Annotated in this window: 13 protein-coding genes; 4 read left to right on the top strand and 9 right to left on the bottom strand. The window is 67.6% G+C overall.

Going from position 1 to position 14638, the window contains the following annotated elements; all coding sequences use genetic code 11:
- Positions 1-154: 154 nt before the first annotated feature.
- The 9 genes from accD to asd all read right to left on the bottom strand — a co-directional run bounded on the left by accD (position 155) and on the right by asd (position 9235).
- Positions 155-1078 (bottom strand): acetyl-CoA carboxylase, carboxyltransferase subunit beta, encoded by a 924-nt coding sequence (accD, locus tag CCO03_RS14325; protein ID WP_087282130.1) that lies wholly within the window; start codon positions 1076-1078, stop codon positions 155-157.
- A 223-nt stretch (positions 1079-1301) separates the two neighbouring features.
- A complete protein-coding gene (gene trpA, locus CCO03_RS14320; RefSeq protein ID WP_087282128.1) occupies positions 1302-2135 on the bottom strand; it encodes a tryptophan synthase subunit alpha in 834 nt (277 codons plus the stop codon).
- Positions 2132-3415 carry a tryptophan synthase subunit beta gene (trpB, locus tag CCO03_RS14315; RefSeq protein WP_087282126.1) on the bottom strand — a complete coding sequence of 428 codons (1284 nt, stop codon included), beginning with the start codon at positions 3413-3415 and terminating at the stop codon, positions 2132-2134. The genes trpA and trpB overlap by 4 nt, the downstream gene beginning before the upstream one ends.
- 81 nt (positions 3416-3496) lie before the next feature.
- A complete protein-coding gene (locus tag CCO03_RS14310; protein WP_087282124.1) occupies positions 3497-4195 on the bottom strand; it encodes a phosphoribosylanthranilate isomerase in 699 nt (232 codons plus the stop codon).
- A gap of 102 nt (positions 4196-4297) precedes the next feature.
- Positions 4298-5080: a tRNA pseudouridine(38-40) synthase TruA gene (gene truA, locus CCO03_RS14305; protein WP_087282122.1), complete on the bottom strand. Its 783-nt coding sequence runs from the start codon at positions 5078-5080 to the stop codon at positions 4298-4300.
- A gap of 82 nt (positions 5081-5162) precedes the next feature.
- Positions 5163-5486: a FimV/HubP family polar landmark protein gene (locus tag CCO03_RS14300; RefSeq protein ID WP_087282120.1), complete on the bottom strand. Its 324-nt coding sequence runs from the start codon at positions 5484-5486 to the stop codon at positions 5163-5165.
- Positions 5487-5524: 38 nt separating this feature from the next.
- The gene (locus CCO03_RS14295; RefSeq protein WP_157667694.1) at positions 5525-7156 is read right to left on the bottom strand and encodes a type IV pilus assembly protein FimV; all 1632 of its coding nucleotides are present in this window, start codon (positions 7154-7156) and stop codon (positions 5525-5527) included.
- Positions 7153-7890: a type IV pilus assembly protein FimV gene (locus tag CCO03_RS19845; RefSeq protein WP_157667693.1), complete on the bottom strand. Its 738-nt coding sequence runs from the start codon at positions 7888-7890 to the stop codon at positions 7153-7155. Before CCO03_RS19845 ends, CCO03_RS14295 begins: the two co-directional genes overlap by 4 nt.
- A 208-nt stretch (positions 7891-8098) precedes the next feature.
- Positions 8099-9235, bottom strand: a complete 1137-nt coding sequence (gene asd / locus CCO03_RS14290) for an aspartate-semialdehyde dehydrogenase (protein ID WP_087282115.1) — start codon at positions 9233-9235, stop codon at positions 8099-8101.
- Between the two features lie 636 nt (positions 9236-9871).
- Here asd and CCO03_RS14285 point away from each other — a divergent pair.
- From CCO03_RS14285 to CCO03_RS14270, 4 genes are all read left to right on the top strand, one after another.
- Positions 9872-10135, top strand: a complete 264-nt coding sequence (locus CCO03_RS14285; protein ID WP_087282113.1) for a metal/formaldehyde-sensitive transcriptional repressor — start codon at positions 9872-9874, stop codon at positions 10133-10135.
- A 173-nt stretch (positions 10136-10308) separates the two neighbouring features.
- The gene (locus tag CCO03_RS14280) at positions 10309-11421 is read left to right on the top strand and encodes an S-(hydroxymethyl)glutathione dehydrogenase/class III alcohol dehydrogenase (protein WP_087282111.1); all 1113 of its coding nucleotides are present in this window, start codon (positions 10309-10311) and stop codon (positions 11419-11421) included.
- Positions 11421-12218 (top strand): aminoglycoside adenylyltransferase family protein, encoded by a 798-nt coding sequence (locus tag CCO03_RS14275; protein ID WP_087284726.1) that lies wholly within the window; start codon positions 11421-11423, stop codon positions 12216-12218. The genes CCO03_RS14280 and CCO03_RS14275 overlap by 1 nt, the downstream gene beginning before the upstream one ends.
- Before the next feature lie 380 nt (positions 12219-12598).
- The gene (locus CCO03_RS14270) at positions 12599-14437 is read left to right on the top strand and encodes an ABC transporter ATP-binding protein (RefSeq protein ID WP_087282109.1); all 1839 of its coding nucleotides are present in this window, start codon (positions 12599-12601) and stop codon (positions 14435-14437) included.
- Positions 14438-14638 lie beyond the last annotated feature (201 nt).

Genomic DNA, 14638 nt, shown 5'->3' with positions numbered 1-14638 from the left:
GCTGGAGGTGTCCGCTCGATGGAACGATGCAAAAAGGCAGTATGGCCTGGCTCCCGTTCAGCTCAGAACGAGAATCAGGCCATACTGCCTTGAAGTGCTTGGTGACCCGTCTCCGGGCGCTCTGGGGTCAGCCTGGGTTCAGGCCAGCGTGGGATCAGGCGGCCGGTTCGTCGTCCGCCAGGGTCATGCTGGCCTTGACGGGCTCGGGGCGCGGCGCCGGCGCGGGCTGCTGGCGCAGCATGGCGATGCCGTTGGCGATGGTCTGGGGCAGCTCGCGGCGGTCGCAGATGAAGTCGAGCGCGCCTTTTTCCTGCAGGAACTCGGCGCGCTGGAAGCCCTCGGGCAGCTTCACGCGCACGGTGGACTCGATGACGCGCGGGCCGGCAAAACCGATCAGGGCCTTGGGTTCGGCAATCACCAGGTCGCCCAGGAAGGCAAAGCCGGCGCTGACGCCCCCCATGGTGGGGTCGGTCAGCACGCTGACGTAGGGCAGGCGCTGCCGCGCCATGCGCGTGAGGGCCGAGTTGGTCTTGGCCATCTGCATCAGCGACAGCAGGCCTTCCTGCATGCGCGCGCCGCCCGTGGCGGTGAAGCAGATGAAGGCGGCCTGGCGGTCGATGGCGGCCTGCACGCCGCGCACAAAGCGTTCGCCGACGACCGAGCCCATGGAGCCGCCCATGAAGTCGAAGTCGAAGCAGGCGACCACCACGGGCTGGCCCAGCAAGGTGCCGCCGATGACGATCAGCGCATCGGCTTCGCCCGTTTGCGCCTGGGCTTCGGCCAGGCGCTTGGGGTAGGGGCGGCTGTCGATGAACTGCAGGGCGTCGGTGGGCCTGACCTCCTGCCCGATTTCATACCGGCCCTCGGGGTCGAGGAAGGCGTCCAGCCGCGCGCGCGAGCCGATGCGGTGGTGGTGGCTGCAATGGGGGCACACCATCAGGTTGCCCTCGAGCTCGGTCTTGTAGAGCACGGCTTCGCAGCCGGCGCACTTGATCCACAGGCCTTCGGGGATGCTGCGGCGCTCGGCAGCGTCGCTGTGCTGGATCTTGGGCGGGAGGATTTTTTCGAGCCAACTCATGGCGGTTCCTGTTCGGTCGGGCGCGCGGGTGAGCGCGCTGGCGGATGTCTGGCGCAGGCGCCGGTCAGGCGGTGCAGGGGTTCACCCCTGCCGGCGCGCGAAACGCGTATTCTCGCAAATGTGACGTCGGGCCTGATGGGGTGGGGTATGGCTGGATTGTCGTTGGAAAGATGACGGAGGTGAATCCATACTGCTGTTCATCGGCAATCCAGGGGCAATCAGGTCAGGCGGCCTGAATCGCGTCCAGCGCGGCGCGGATCTCGCGCAGGAAGGCCGCCGCGGTGGGCGCGACCTGATCGCGCGGCTGGCCGTCGATGAGCTGGATGATCTTGCTGCCGATGACCACGGCATCGGCAACCTGGCCCACGGCCTGGGCCGAGGCCGCGTCGCGGATGCCAAAGCCCACGCCCACGGGCACGGTGACGTGCGCGCGGATGCGGGGCACGGCCTGCTGCACGGCGGCCACATCGAGCGCGCCCGAGCCGGTCACGCCCTTGAGCGACACGTAGTACACGTAGCCTGTGGCCAGGCGGCCCACCTCGTCCATGCGGCTGGGCGTGCTGGTGGGCGCGAGCAGGAAGATCAGGTCCATGCTCGCGGCGCGCAGGGCGGCGGCAAAGTCCTGGCACTCTTCGGGCGGGTAGTCGACGATGAGCACGCCGTCCACCCCGGCCGCCGCGGCATCGCGCACAAAGGCGCTGCCCGTGCTGCCGGTGCCGTGGCGCAGGTCGTAGCACTCGACCGGGTTGGCGTAGCCCATCAGCACCACGGGTGTGTGGGCGTCCCGCTGGCGGAATTCGCGCACCATGGCCAGCACCTGCACCAGGCCAATGCCGGCAGCCAGGGCCCGGTCGCCCGCGGCCTGAATCACGGGGCCATCGGCCGAGGGGTCGGAGAACGGCACGCCGAGTTCGATCACGTCTGCCCCGGCGGCGACCATGGCGTGCATGAGCGCGGGCGTGATGTCGGGGTAGGGGAAGCCGGCCGTCACGTAGGGGATGAGCGCTTTGCGGCCCTTGGCCTTCAGCGCGTCGAGTGTGGTCTGGATGCGGCTCATGCGGCACCTCCTTGCGAGGCGTCGGATGCGGTGGGCTTGGCGCCTTTGAGCACCAGGCCGCGCATGGACGGGCGTTCGTAGAAATCCGCGCCCGACAGGTCGGCCACGGTGCCGATGTCCTTGTCGCCCCGGCCGGACAGGTTGACCAGGATGGACTGGTCGGGCCGCATGGTCTTGGCCAGCTTCATGGCGTGGGCCATGGCGTGGCTGGATTCGAGCGCGGGGATGATGCCCTCGTGCCGGCACAGGTGGTGGAAGGCGGCCAGCGCCTCGTCGTCGGTGATGCCCACGTACTCGGCCCGGCCGATGTCGGCGAGGTAAGCGTGTTCCGGGCCCACGCCGGGGTAGTCGAGACCGGCGCTCACGCTGTGTGTCTCGGTGATCTGGCCGTTTTCATCCTGCAGCACGTAGGTGCGGTTGCCGTGCAGCACGCCGGGTTCACCGCGCTGGATGGACGCGGCGTGCTTGCCGCTGTCCAGGCCCTGGCCGGCGGCTTCCACGCCGATCAGGCGCGTTTTTTCATGCGGGATGTAGGGGTGGAAGATGCCCATGGCGTTGCTGCCGCCGCCCACGCAGGCGACCACGGCATCGGGCTGACCGCCCTGCAAGAACTCGGGCATCTGCACCAGGCATTCCTGGCCGATCACGCTCTGGAAGTCGCGCACCATCATGGGGTAGGGGTGCGGACCGGCCACGGTGCCGATGATGTAGAAGGTGTTGTCCACGTTGGCGACCCAGTCGCGCATGGCCTCGTTCAGCGCGTCCTTGAGCGTCTTGCTGCCCGACTCGACCGGCACCACGGTGGCACCCAGCAGGTTCATGCGGTAGACGTTGGGGCTTTGGCGCTTCACGTCCTCGCTGCCCATGTAGACGATGCACTCCAGCCCGTAGCGCGCGCAGATGGTGGCCGTGGCCACGCCGTGCTGGCCGGCGCCGGTCTCGGCAATGATGCGCGGCTTGCCCATGCGCTTGGCCAGCATGGCCTGGCCGATCACGTTGTTGATCTTGTGCGCGCCGGTGTGGTTGAGGTCCTCGCGCTTGAGGTAGATCTGCGCGCCGCCGATCTCGCGGCTGGTGCGCGCCGCGTGGTAGATGGGTGAGGGGCGGCCCACGTAGTGCGCCAGCTCATCCTCGAATTCGGCGAGGAATTCGGGGTCGTGCTGGTAGCGCGCGTAGGCCTCGGTCAGCTCCTGGATGGCGTAGGTCAGGGTTTCGCTGATGAAGGCGCCGCCATAGCGGCCAAAGTGCCCGCGTGCATCGGGCAGGGAAGCATTCGACATGGTGAAAAGGTCCGGTTGGCGCAGGCGTCCGTGTCCGCCCCGGAGCCGATGTCGGCGCCTTGCAGGGCGGTGGCGCGGTGGTCAGACCTCGGCTTGGCGGACGGCCGAGACGAAATCCCGCATGCGCTGGGCATCCTTGATGCCTTTTTGGGGTTGGCCGTTGCTGTCCAGGGCTTCGATGCCCGAACTCACGTCAACGGCCAGCGAGAGGCCAAGTGACCGCAGGCAGCGGATGCCATCGGTCACGTTTGCCGATGTGAGCCCACCAGACAAGACGAGGTGAGCATTGACGTTTGTTGAAAGCCGTGACCAATTGAATGCCTTGCCGCCGCCGCCATAGCCCTCGACATGGGCGTCGAGCAGCAGGCCTTGGGCGGCGTGAAAGTTGCGAGCAAATTCTAGCAAGTCGAAGTCGGCCGCGGCGTCGAGCGGAATGCGTGCCGCCCGCAGGAAGGGGCGTTGCACGGCCGCGGCCAGGGTTTCGCAGGCCTCGGGCGTTTCGTCGCCATGGAATTGCAGCACAGCGCCGGGCACGGCCGCGCAGCCGGCGCGCACCTCGGCCAGGCTGGCGTTCACGAACAGCAGCACCGGGGTCACGAACGGCGGCAAGCGGTGCGCCAGCTCGCCCGCCCGGGCCGGCGTGATGCCGCGCGGGCTGGCGGCATACAGCACGAAGCCGATGGCGTCGGCCCCGGCTGCGATGGCGGCGTCCACATCGGCCTCGCGCGTGAGGCCGCACATCTTGATGCGGGTGCGGGGAGCGAGCGGTGGCTGGGGCATGCTGGGTAGGTTGGTTCGAATGATGGAGTATGGCGGCGTTGCCGTTTAAGGAAAATCGGCAATCAAGGCATACTCCTCAAATGATCGCGCCTGGATGAGCGATCAGGGTAGCCAATCATAGCCAGCGACCGCCGTCGGCAACCGCCAGGCCGGGTCGTAGACCGGGCCCAGAAAGTACAGCCCGTCGGGCGCGAAGGTGGGGGCGGCCGCGTCGCGGCTGCGCGCCGCCAGCACCTCGATCAGCCACTCGGGCGGCTGCAGGCCCTGGCCCACCGCGATGAGGCAGCCCATGATGTTGCGCACCATGTGGTGCAAAAAGGCGCTGGCTTCGAACTCGAACCGCCAGTAGGCGCCGCGCTGCGTGATGTCGATGCGGCGCACGGTCTTGATGGGCGTGAGCGCCTGGCAGGCGCTGGCGCGGAATGAGCTGAAATCGTGTTCACCGAGCAGGTGCGCGGCTGCGGCCCGCATGGCGTCGCCGTTCAGCGGGCGAAACGTCCAGCCCGCGCGGCCGGTTTCCAGCGCCGGGCGCACCGGGGACTCGAGCACGATGTAGGCGTAGCGGCGCGCCGTGGCGCTGGCCCGCGCGTGGAAGCTGTCTGGCACGTCGTGCGCCCACTGCACGGCGATGTCGGGCGGCAGGTAGCGGTTGGTGCCGCGCACCCACGAAAACGCGTCGCGCGCGATCTCGGTGTCGAAATGCACGACCTGCATGAGCCCGTGCACCCCGGCATCGGTGCGACCCGCACACAGGGTGTGGATGGCTACCGTGGAAAAGGCCGCAAGTGCGGCCTCGAGCTTGTCCTGGACGGTTTGCCCACTGGGCTGGCTTTGCCAGCCTTGGTAGGCTCGCCCGTCGTAGGCGACTCCCAAGGCCATCCTCATGCGTGACCTCGGGGGTATCGGGGCATGCCGTCCAGTGACTGAACGGCGGTGTGGGGGTACTGGCTGGCGTGGCGTTTGAGCATCAGCTCAATTCTGCCAGGAAGCGCTCGGCGCGCGCCTTGACGGCGCCGTCGGCCTCGGCAATCACTTCCTTCACCAGGGCGCGTGCGCCGTCGGTGTCGCCGATCGCGTGGAACTCGCGTGCCAGCGAGAGCTTGGTGGCCAGCGGATCCTCGTCCTCGTCGTCGGGTGCGATGCTGTCCTGGGCGTCGAAGCTGCGCGAGTCGGGGTCGATGCTCAGGGCCCCCATGTCGAACTCCAGCATGCCCTCGTTGGGGTTGTGCAGGTTGGCATGCAGGGTGGCGGGGGCCGTGGCCGGCTCGGGCGACTCGATCGGGGCCGGCATGGTGGGAGCCGAATTCGGCAGTGGCTCGCTGTCCAGGCTCAGGTCGAAGGCGAGCGGTTGATCGCGGTCGTCTTCGATCTGGGGGCCTTGGTGTCGGGCGGTGCCGCGTAGGTGGCCAGCCCCTTGGGACGCTGACGCTCCTCCTCGTCGGACATCAGGCGCGAGTCGCCGTTGAGTTCGAGGTCCAGGCGCGTGTCGTCCAGGCCCAGGTGATCGGGCGAGGGCAGGGTGGACGAGCCGAACACCGGCGCATTCACCGGGGCCTTGGACAGCAGGTCTGCGCTGTTGCCCTTGTACAGGGGGTTGCCGGGGTCGAGCTCGTTGCCCAGCTCGGCCACCTTGGCCCAGTCGTCACCCTGGCCTTGCGTGCGGTCGCGCAGCTGGGTGGCCAGCTCTTCGAAGGCCTTGGTGTCGCGGCGCTTGGCGTAGATTTCCAGCAGCTTGCGGTAGATGGCCACGCGCTCGGGTGTGGTGTGCAGGGCTTCCTTGAGGATTTCCTCGGCCTGCATGTCGCGGCCGTAGGCGAGGTAGACGTCAGCTTCGGCCACCGGGTCCACATCGCCGGCCGCATCCAGCTGGCTGGGCGAGTAGGCCATGGAGGTGACGTTGCCGGTCGAGGCCCGGGGCTCTTGGGTGTTGACCTGTTGACCGCCGCTGGCGTCGAAGAAGGAATCGGGCTGCAGGCGGCTTTCGATGAATTCGCTGTCGGAGGCGCCGTCGTCGCTGGTCGCCTTCTTCTTGCGTGCGCGGGACGCCAGGAAGCCCAGGCCGCCAAGGATGGCCAGTGCGCCCACACCCCAGGGCAGCGGGTTGTCCATCACGCCATCCAGGAACGACGGCTCCGGGGCCGGTGGGGGCGGGGGCAGGGAGCGCTTGGGCTTGGGTGTGGCGGCGGCCGACGCCGCGGAGGCCGGCGCGCTGGCTTCGGGCGCCACCGCATTGGCGGCCGGTTCCGTGCTGCTGGCGGCATCAACAGCCGGCAGCGCGATCAGTTCGGACGCGGCAGGCACCGGCGATGCAGCGGCTTCGACCACGGGCGCGGCAGGCGGCGCCACGGGGGTGGCCGGTGCGGCCACCGAAGCCTGGGGGGTGACCACCGGTGCCACGGGCACGGTGATGCCAGGTGCCGGGGTTGGCGCGGCGGCGACAGGGCTGGGGCTGGGGGCGGGCTTGGAGGCCGTCGCCAGGGCTTCCAGCTCTTTGCGCGTGCGATCGAGTTCGGCTTTGCGCTGGTTGAGTTCGGCGCGCTCGGCCTGCTTGGCCGCAGCCGCGGCCTTGCGGGTCTCCTGGCTGGACGGATCGACCACCAGCTTGCTGCCATCCGATGCGGCGGCGGTGGGGGCTTTCACGTCCGACTGCACCGAGCCGGCTGCGGATTGGCCGCCCTCGGCGGCCCTCACGCGCGGGGCGTTGCGGCCCAGGCCCTGGCGGTACTGGTTGAAGTCGCGGCTTTGGGCCACGATGGTGCGGCGAGCCTGCTGGGTCGACACGGCGCTGGCTTCTTCGGCCGTCGGCAGCGTGAGCACGGCGCCAGCGCGCAGGCGGTTGACGTTGCCGCCGACGAAGGCATCGGGATTGGCGCGCAGCATGGCCACCAGCATCTGATCCAGCGACACGTTGGCCGGCAGGTTGGCGGCCGCCAGGCGGCCCGCCGTGTCACCCCGGTTCACGTTGAGCTGGTTGCCGCTGGCGCTGGCAGGGGCAGGCGCGGCGCTGACGCTGGGGGCCTGACGGGAGGCGGGGGCATCGCGGCGGCTGCGCTGGTCTGCCGCCGCCGCGCGGGGGCGGCGCGCCCTTCGGCCTGGGCCATGGCGCGGGCCAGCCGTGCGTCGCGCTCGGAGGGGGGCTCGGTGCTGGCCGCGGGGGGTGGTGCCGGCTGGGCGAGGGGGGGCGGTGCAACCGGGCGGGTCGCCGGCGCGGGCAGCGCGGTTTGGGCGGGCGTGACGTCCACGGCCGCGCGCTTGGTTTCGGGGGGGTCGAGCAGCACCGTGAAATCGCGCACCACGCGGCCCGAGGCCCAGTTGGTGTCGACCACGATGCCGAGGTAGGGCTCGTGAATGGGGTCCTGGCTGCTCAGGCGCAGGAAGGTCTTGCCATCCGCACGCTTTTGCACCGAGACGCGAATCTTGGAGACGACGGGGTTGTATTCCACCCCGGCGCTTTGGTAGGCCGCGCGGGAGGCGATCGCCGCCTTCAGGCCATTGGCTTCGGCAGCCGAGAGCTGCGTCACATCCACTTCGGCACGGAACGGCTGGCCCAGCGCAGAGTAGACATTGATCTCGCCGAGTGCCAAAGCCTGTGCGTCCCACGAGGCGCCGCTCAGCACGACCGTGACGGCCAATGTCGCCAGGCTGGACTTGAGGGTCCAGCCGTTCCTCTTTGGAAGTTGAAAATTGTTATGCATGTGAGACGCAGATAATCGACACGAAACTTGAATTTTGAAGTTAGCAGCAATGCCTTAGGTAGACAAGCTGGCCGCTGCATCAAGTTTGTGGGCAGTTGGTTTGTTACGGTTTTAACACTTGTTTTCGTTGTTCGACCACAACGATTGACCGTCGCTCACCGGGCTGCCGGCCCGTTCCACATGCAGGAACGGGCACTGCGTCACCGCATCAGTGCGTCAAAACGATGCGCAGCATGCGGCGCAGGGGCTCGGCGGCACCCCACAGCAGCTGATCACCGATGGTGAAGGCGCCGACGTACTCGGGGCCCATGGCCAGCTTGCGGATGCGGCCCACAGGAATGGTCATGGTGCCGGTGACGGCCACGGGCGTCAGGTCCTGCAGGGTGGCATCCTTGGTGTTGGGCACCACCTTCACCCACTCGTTGTCGGCCGCGATCATGGCCTCGATGTCGGCCACGGGCACGTCCTTCTTGAGCTTGAAGGTCAAGGCCTGGCTGTGGCAGCGCATGGCGCCCACGCGCACGCAAAAGCCATCCACGGGCGTGGCCGGCGCGCTGAAGCCTTCGCCTTGGCCGAGGATCTTGTTCGTTTCGGCCATGCCCTTCCATTCTTCCTTGGACATGCCGTTGCCCAGGTCCTTGTCGATCCACGGGATCAGCGAACCGCCCAGCGGCACCAGGAAGTTGGCGGTTTCCGCGGCGGACAGCGCGCGCTGCTTGGCGATGACCATGCGGTCGATTTCGAGGATGGCGCTCTTGGGGTCGTCCAGCAGGGCCTTGACCTCGGCGTTCAGCGTGCCGTATTGGGTCAGCAGCTCGCGCATGTGTTGGGCGCCACCGCCCGAAGCCGCCTGGTAGGTCTGGGTGCTCATCCATTCGACCAGACCGGCCTTGTACAGCGCGCCCACCCCCATCAGCATGCAGCTCACGGTGCAGTTGCCGCCGATCCAGTTGTTGCCACCCTTGGCCAGGGCGTCCTGAATCACGGGCATGTTGACCGGGTCCAGCACGATGACGGCGTCGTCCTTCATGCGCAGGGTCGATGCGGCGTCGATCCAGTGGCCTTTCCAGCCGGCGGCGCGCAGCTTGGGGAATACCTCGGTCGTGTAGTCGCCGCCCTGGCAGGTGATGATGATGTCGCACTTGGCCAGTTCGGCCACGTCGAACGCATCCTTGAGCGTCGTTTCGTTCTTCGCCATGGCGGGGGCAGCGCCGCCCACGTTGGAGGTGGAGAAGAACACGGGCTCGATCACGTCGAAGTCACGTTCCGCCAGCATGCGGTCCATGAGCACAGAACCCACCATGCCACGCCAGCCGACGAGGCCCACCAAATTTCCGGATTTCATGATCAGCGCCTTTCAGACAAATTGCAATTGCGATTCGGCTGTCCTGGAACGTCTTGCAGTCCAGGAGGGGCGCACGACGTATCCAGGCGTTTTCAGCCTTTAATGGTCGTGGTTTTGGCGATGCGCACGCCCATGCCAGCCCATGCAGTCATGGACAGGTTGGCAAGCGGGGCGCAGATCGACATGGCGTGATTTTGCCAGAGCTTGTCGCCCACTGTCCGATGGCGGCGATTCGGCGGGTGCCATCGTGGCGCCCAAGCCACGCCGGGCAGGCCGTTCGAGCGAGTGGGCAATGCGCTGGGGCAGGCACACGCCCGGGCCGCGCAGCTTACTGGTATGCACCGCAGACATGCATGCTTGCAGAGTGTGTGGATGCAGCTAGTACACCACTGTGCGTCAAAAAAATAGGTATCGGCGCGCACGCTCACGCAACAAAGGTTGTTTTTGCTGCATACTCTCTCCATTCATCTGCGCGAGGTTGCAGTACGGAGGCTGAGGTCGCTTGGGATAAGCGCTTCAGCTTGGTTGTCGTGCAAATCACCACTTGTGTTCAGTGAGTTTCGTGCTCATGCGCTGCCGCTCCTCGGGCGGTGTGTGACGCCTTGATCGACCAGAGGATCTTTGGAGAGTCACACCATGGCCAATTCTGCTGAAGCCAAAAAGAAAGCCGTTGCCCGTCTGCGCCGCATCCAGGGCCAGGCCCAGGCGCTTGAGCGCGCCGTGAACGAAAACGTGGAAAGCTCGAAGCTGCTGCAGCAGGTGTCGGCCATGCGCGGCGCCACCGACGGCCTGATGGCCGAGCTGCTGGACGATCACATGCGCCAGACCCTGGGCAAGGGTGCCAAGGCCGCCACCGAGGTGGAACAGGTCATCCGCCTGGTGCGTTCGTACATGAAGTAAGGTGCGGGGCTGAACGCCCGCGCATTCATCCCGGCGCAAGTCGGAAGCAAGCGGCGCTCAGGCGCCGTTTGTCATTTCAGTGTGCAGTATGCAGGGTTTGCCGTTGAATACTCAACGGGAGCAAGGCCATACTGCATACACTCGATTGTCAACCTTCACCCGAGAGACTGCTCATGAAATCCCGCGCCGCCGTTGCCTTCAAGGCCGGAGAACCCCTGCAAATCGTCGAGATCGACGTGGCCCCGCCGCAAAAAGGCGAGGTGCTGATCAAGATCACGCACACCGGCGTCTGCCACACCGACGCCTTCACTTTGTCCGGCGACGATCCGGAAGGCATCTTCCCCGCCGTGCTGGGCCATGAGGGCGCGGGCATCGTGGTGGAAGTGGGCGAAGGCGTGACCAGCGTCAAGCCCGGCGACCATGTGATTCCGCTCTACACGGCCGAATGCGGCGAATGCCTGTTCTGCAAGAGCGGCAAGACCAACCTGTGCGTGTCGGTGCGCGCCACCCAGGGCAAGGGCGTGATGCCCAACGGCACCACGCGCTTCAGCTACAACGGCCAGCCCATCTACCACTACATGGGCTGCTCCACCTTCAGCGAGTACACCGTGGTGGCCGAGGTCTCGCTGGCCAAGATCAGCCCCGACGCCAACCCCGAGCAGGTCTGCCTGCTGGGCTGCGGCGTGACCACGGGCCTGGGCGCCGTCAAGAACACGGCCAAGGTGCAGGAAGGCGACACCGTCGCCGTGTTCGGTCTGGGCGGCATCGGCCTGGCGGTGATCCAGGGCGCCAAGCTGGCCAAGGCCGGCCGCATCATTGCCGTGGACACCAACCCCGGCAAGTTCGACCTGGCCAAGACCTTTGGCGCCACCGATTGCATCAACCCCAAGGACTTTGACAAGCCCATCCAGCAGGTCATCGTCGAGATGACGGGCTGGGGCGTGGACCACAGCTTCGAGTGCATCGGCAACACCCAGGTGATGCGCGCGGCGCTGGAATGTGCCCACCGCGGCTGGGGCCAGAGCGTGATCATCGGCGTGGCGGGCGCGGGCCAGGAGATCTCCACGCGGCCGTTCCAGTTGGTCACGGGCCGCAAGTGGCTGGGCACGGCCTTCGGCGGCGTCAAAGGCCGCAGCGAGCTGCCGGGCATGGTGGAAGACGCCATGGCCGGCAAGATCCAGCTCGAGCCCTTCGTCACGCACACCATGCCGCTGACCGGCATCAACGAGGCGTTCGACCTGATGCACGAAGGCAAGTCGATCCGCTCGGTCGTGCACTACGCGTGATCAGGGCAGGCGATGTGGTGCCCGCCGCCATCGCCGCGCAGCTTGCGCAGGCGAGGGCGGTGATCGAGCACCACCTGCAGCCCGCGCAGGTGGTGGCGATCCATCTGTTTAGCTCGGCGCTGGACGGCGGCCTGAAGCCGCTCAGCGACATCGACCTGCTCGTCACCGTGGCGGCGCGACCCGACGAGGACACGCGGCGTGCCGTGTTGCAGGCGCTGCTGGCGGTGTCGGCGCCGTCGGGCCAGGACGCCAACCGGCGGGCGCTGGAGGTGACCGTGCTCGCCCGCGAGGCCATCCTGCCCTGGCGCCATCCCGCCCGCCGCGAGCTGCAGTTTGGGGAATGGCTGCGCGAGGACTTGCTCGCCGGGGTGGTCGAGCCGGCCATGCCGGACCCGGACCTCGCCCTTCTGCTGACCCAGGCCAGGCGGTGCAGCGTGGCCCTCGTGGGCCCGCCTGCCTCTGCACTGTTCGAGCCCGTGCCGCGCGCGGATGTCGTGCGTGCGCTGGCGGAGACCATCGCCCAGTGGCGAGAGCCGGCGGACTGGGCCGGCGACGAGCGCAACATCGTGCTGGCGCTGGCCCGCATCGCGTTCACCGCCGAGACGGGCGCCATCGCGCCCAAGGACGCTGCGGCCGATTGGTTGCTGCCGCGCTTGCCGGTGGCGCACCAGGTGCTGCTGCGCCAGGCGCGGGACGCCTACCGCTCAGGCGCCCACTTCGATGCCGATGCGCAGGCGATGGCGGCCTTTGTGCACTTCGTTCGGCACAGCCTGGCCGGGTTGTTGAACGCGCCTTGACCGCTCGTTTCCCGATGAGGTCTGCCTGAGGCGATCCTCACCGCTGGGCATTGGCTGCCCGCTTCTCGATCTGTGCCTGCTTGAGCAGGGTGAGCATCGGCATCCGTGCGGACTTCTGCTTCGTTCGCGAGGGTCTGGCGGTTGCCGCTCTCAACATGGCGCACCATTAACCACCCATCACAGGGCCAAGCCGTAAAGGCCCTACCGGCCCTGGTGGCAGCCAGCAAGGTCGGCTCGACTGGCCTATGCTTGCAGCCTTTTTCCTTTCGGGCCGTCCCCAACCCCAACCCCGCCCGGCAGGGCGCACGAGACCGCGTCGGGGCACCCCGTTCACCCGACGGGCGGCAGCCGTCCGCCCGCCCGTCCCCTGGAGTACGCCTTTGTTTGGCTGGTTTGAAAAACGGGTTCCCCCGTATCCTCCCGCAGAGCCCCTGGTCCCGCCCAAGGGCTTTTTCGCCTTCATCTGGGCCTGCACGCAGGGCATGCGCGGCTGGATCGCGCTGCTGATGCTGACCTCCGCGGCGCTCTCGGTCTACGAGGCGCTGCTGTTCGCCATCATGGGCCACGTCGTCGATTGGCTGGCCACCGTGTCGCCCACGCATTTCTGGGCCGAGCAGCGCGGCACGCTGACCGGCATCGTCGCCATCCTGCTGGGCAGCGTGGCGCTGCTGGCGCTGCATACGCAGGTCATGCACCAGGTGCTGGCGATCAACTTCCCCATGCGCCTGCGCTGGGTGTTCCACCGGCTGATGCTGGGGCAGAGCATGTCCTTCTATGCCGACGAGTTCGCCGGCCGCATCACCACCAAGATCATGCAGACGGCGCTGTCGGTGCGCGAAGTGGTGTTCCTGGTGGTGGACGTGCTGGTGGGCGTCGGCGTGTACATGGTGGGCATCCTGATCCTGGCGGGCAGCTTCGAGTGGCGGCTGATGATCCCGTTCGCGATCTGGTTCCTGGCCTACACGGGCGCCTGCTTCTTCTTCGTGCCGCGGCTGGGCAAGATCGGCAAGGAGCAGGCCGACGCGCGCTCGATGATGACGGGCCGCGTCACCGACGCCTACACCAACATCGCCACCGTGAAGCTGTTTGCGCACACCCGGCGCGAGGCCGAGTACGCGCGCAACGCCATGGAGGCCTTCAAGTCCACGGGCTACGCGCAGATGCGGCTGGTCAGCCTGTTCGAGATCACCAACCACCTGATGATCGCGCTGCTGCTGCTGGGCTCGGGCGGCACGGCGCTTTACCTGTGGACGCAGGGCCAGGCCAGCGCCGGCGTGGTGGCGGCCATCATCGCCATGGCGCTGCGCCTGATGGGCTATTCGCACTGGATCATGTGGCAGATGACGGGCCTGTTCGAGAACGTGGGCACCATCCAGGACGGCATCCAGACGCTGACCAAGCCGCGCACCATCGTCGACGAGCCCAACGCCCAGCCGCTGGAGGTCACGCGCGGCACCATCGCCTTCGAAGACGTGAGCTTTGCCTACAAGGACGGCGGCAAGCAGGTCATCGACCACCTGCAGCTCACCATCCGCGCGGGCGAGCGCATCGGCCTCATCGGCCGCTCGGGTGCGGGCAAGTCCACGCTGGTCAACCTGCTGCTGCGCTTCCACGAGCCGCAGACCGGGCGCATCACCATCGACGGCCAGGACATCCGCCACGTCACCCAGGACAGCCTGCGCGGCGCCATCGGCATGGTGACGCAGGACACCTCGCTGCTGCACCGCTCCATGCGCGACAACATCCTCTACGGCCGGCCCGATGCCGGCGAAGCCGCCATGCAGGCCGCGGCCGAGCGCGCGCAGGCGGCCGAGTTCATCGCCAACCTGACCGACCTCAAGGGCCGCAGCGGCTACGACGCCCAGGTGGGCGAGCGCGGCGTCAAGCTCTCGGGCGGCCAGCGCCAGCGTGTGGCGATCGCGCGCGTCATGCTCAAGGATTCGCCCATCCTGCTGCTCGACGAAGCCACCAGCGCGCTCGACAGCGAGGTCGAGGCCGCCATCCAGGAAAGCCTGGATGAGCTGATGCACGGCAAAACGGTGATCGCCATCGCGCACCGCCTGTCCACCATCGCGGCCATGGATCGGCTGATCGTGCTCGACGCCGGCCGCATCGTGGAAGAGGGCACGCACCAGCAGCTGCTGGCGCTGGGCGGCGTCTACGCCCGGCTGTGGACGCACCAGAGCGGCGGCTTCCTGGGCAGCAACGAAGCGGCCTGAGGGCTGGACCGGGCGGGCGTCTGGTGCCGCCGGCTGGCCGCTGCCACCTCGCGGCGCTCAGCGCCGCGGGATCCGAGCGCCCCTTCAGCTTTGCAGCGATAGCGGTGTGGATGATGCAGTATGGCCTCATCGTCGTTTTGAAATGAACGACATTGGGGTCATGCTGCATTTCTGTGTCCTGGCGCAGGGGCCACCCGCTTG

It is taken from the genome of Comamonas serinivorans, assembly GCF_002158865.1.
Lineage (GTDB): Bacteria > Pseudomonadota > Gammaproteobacteria > Burkholderiales > Burkholderiaceae_C > Comamonas_E > Comamonas_E serinivorans.
Note: the sequence above shows the minus strand (reverse complement) of the source record. Positions and strands in the feature narration are given on the sequence as shown.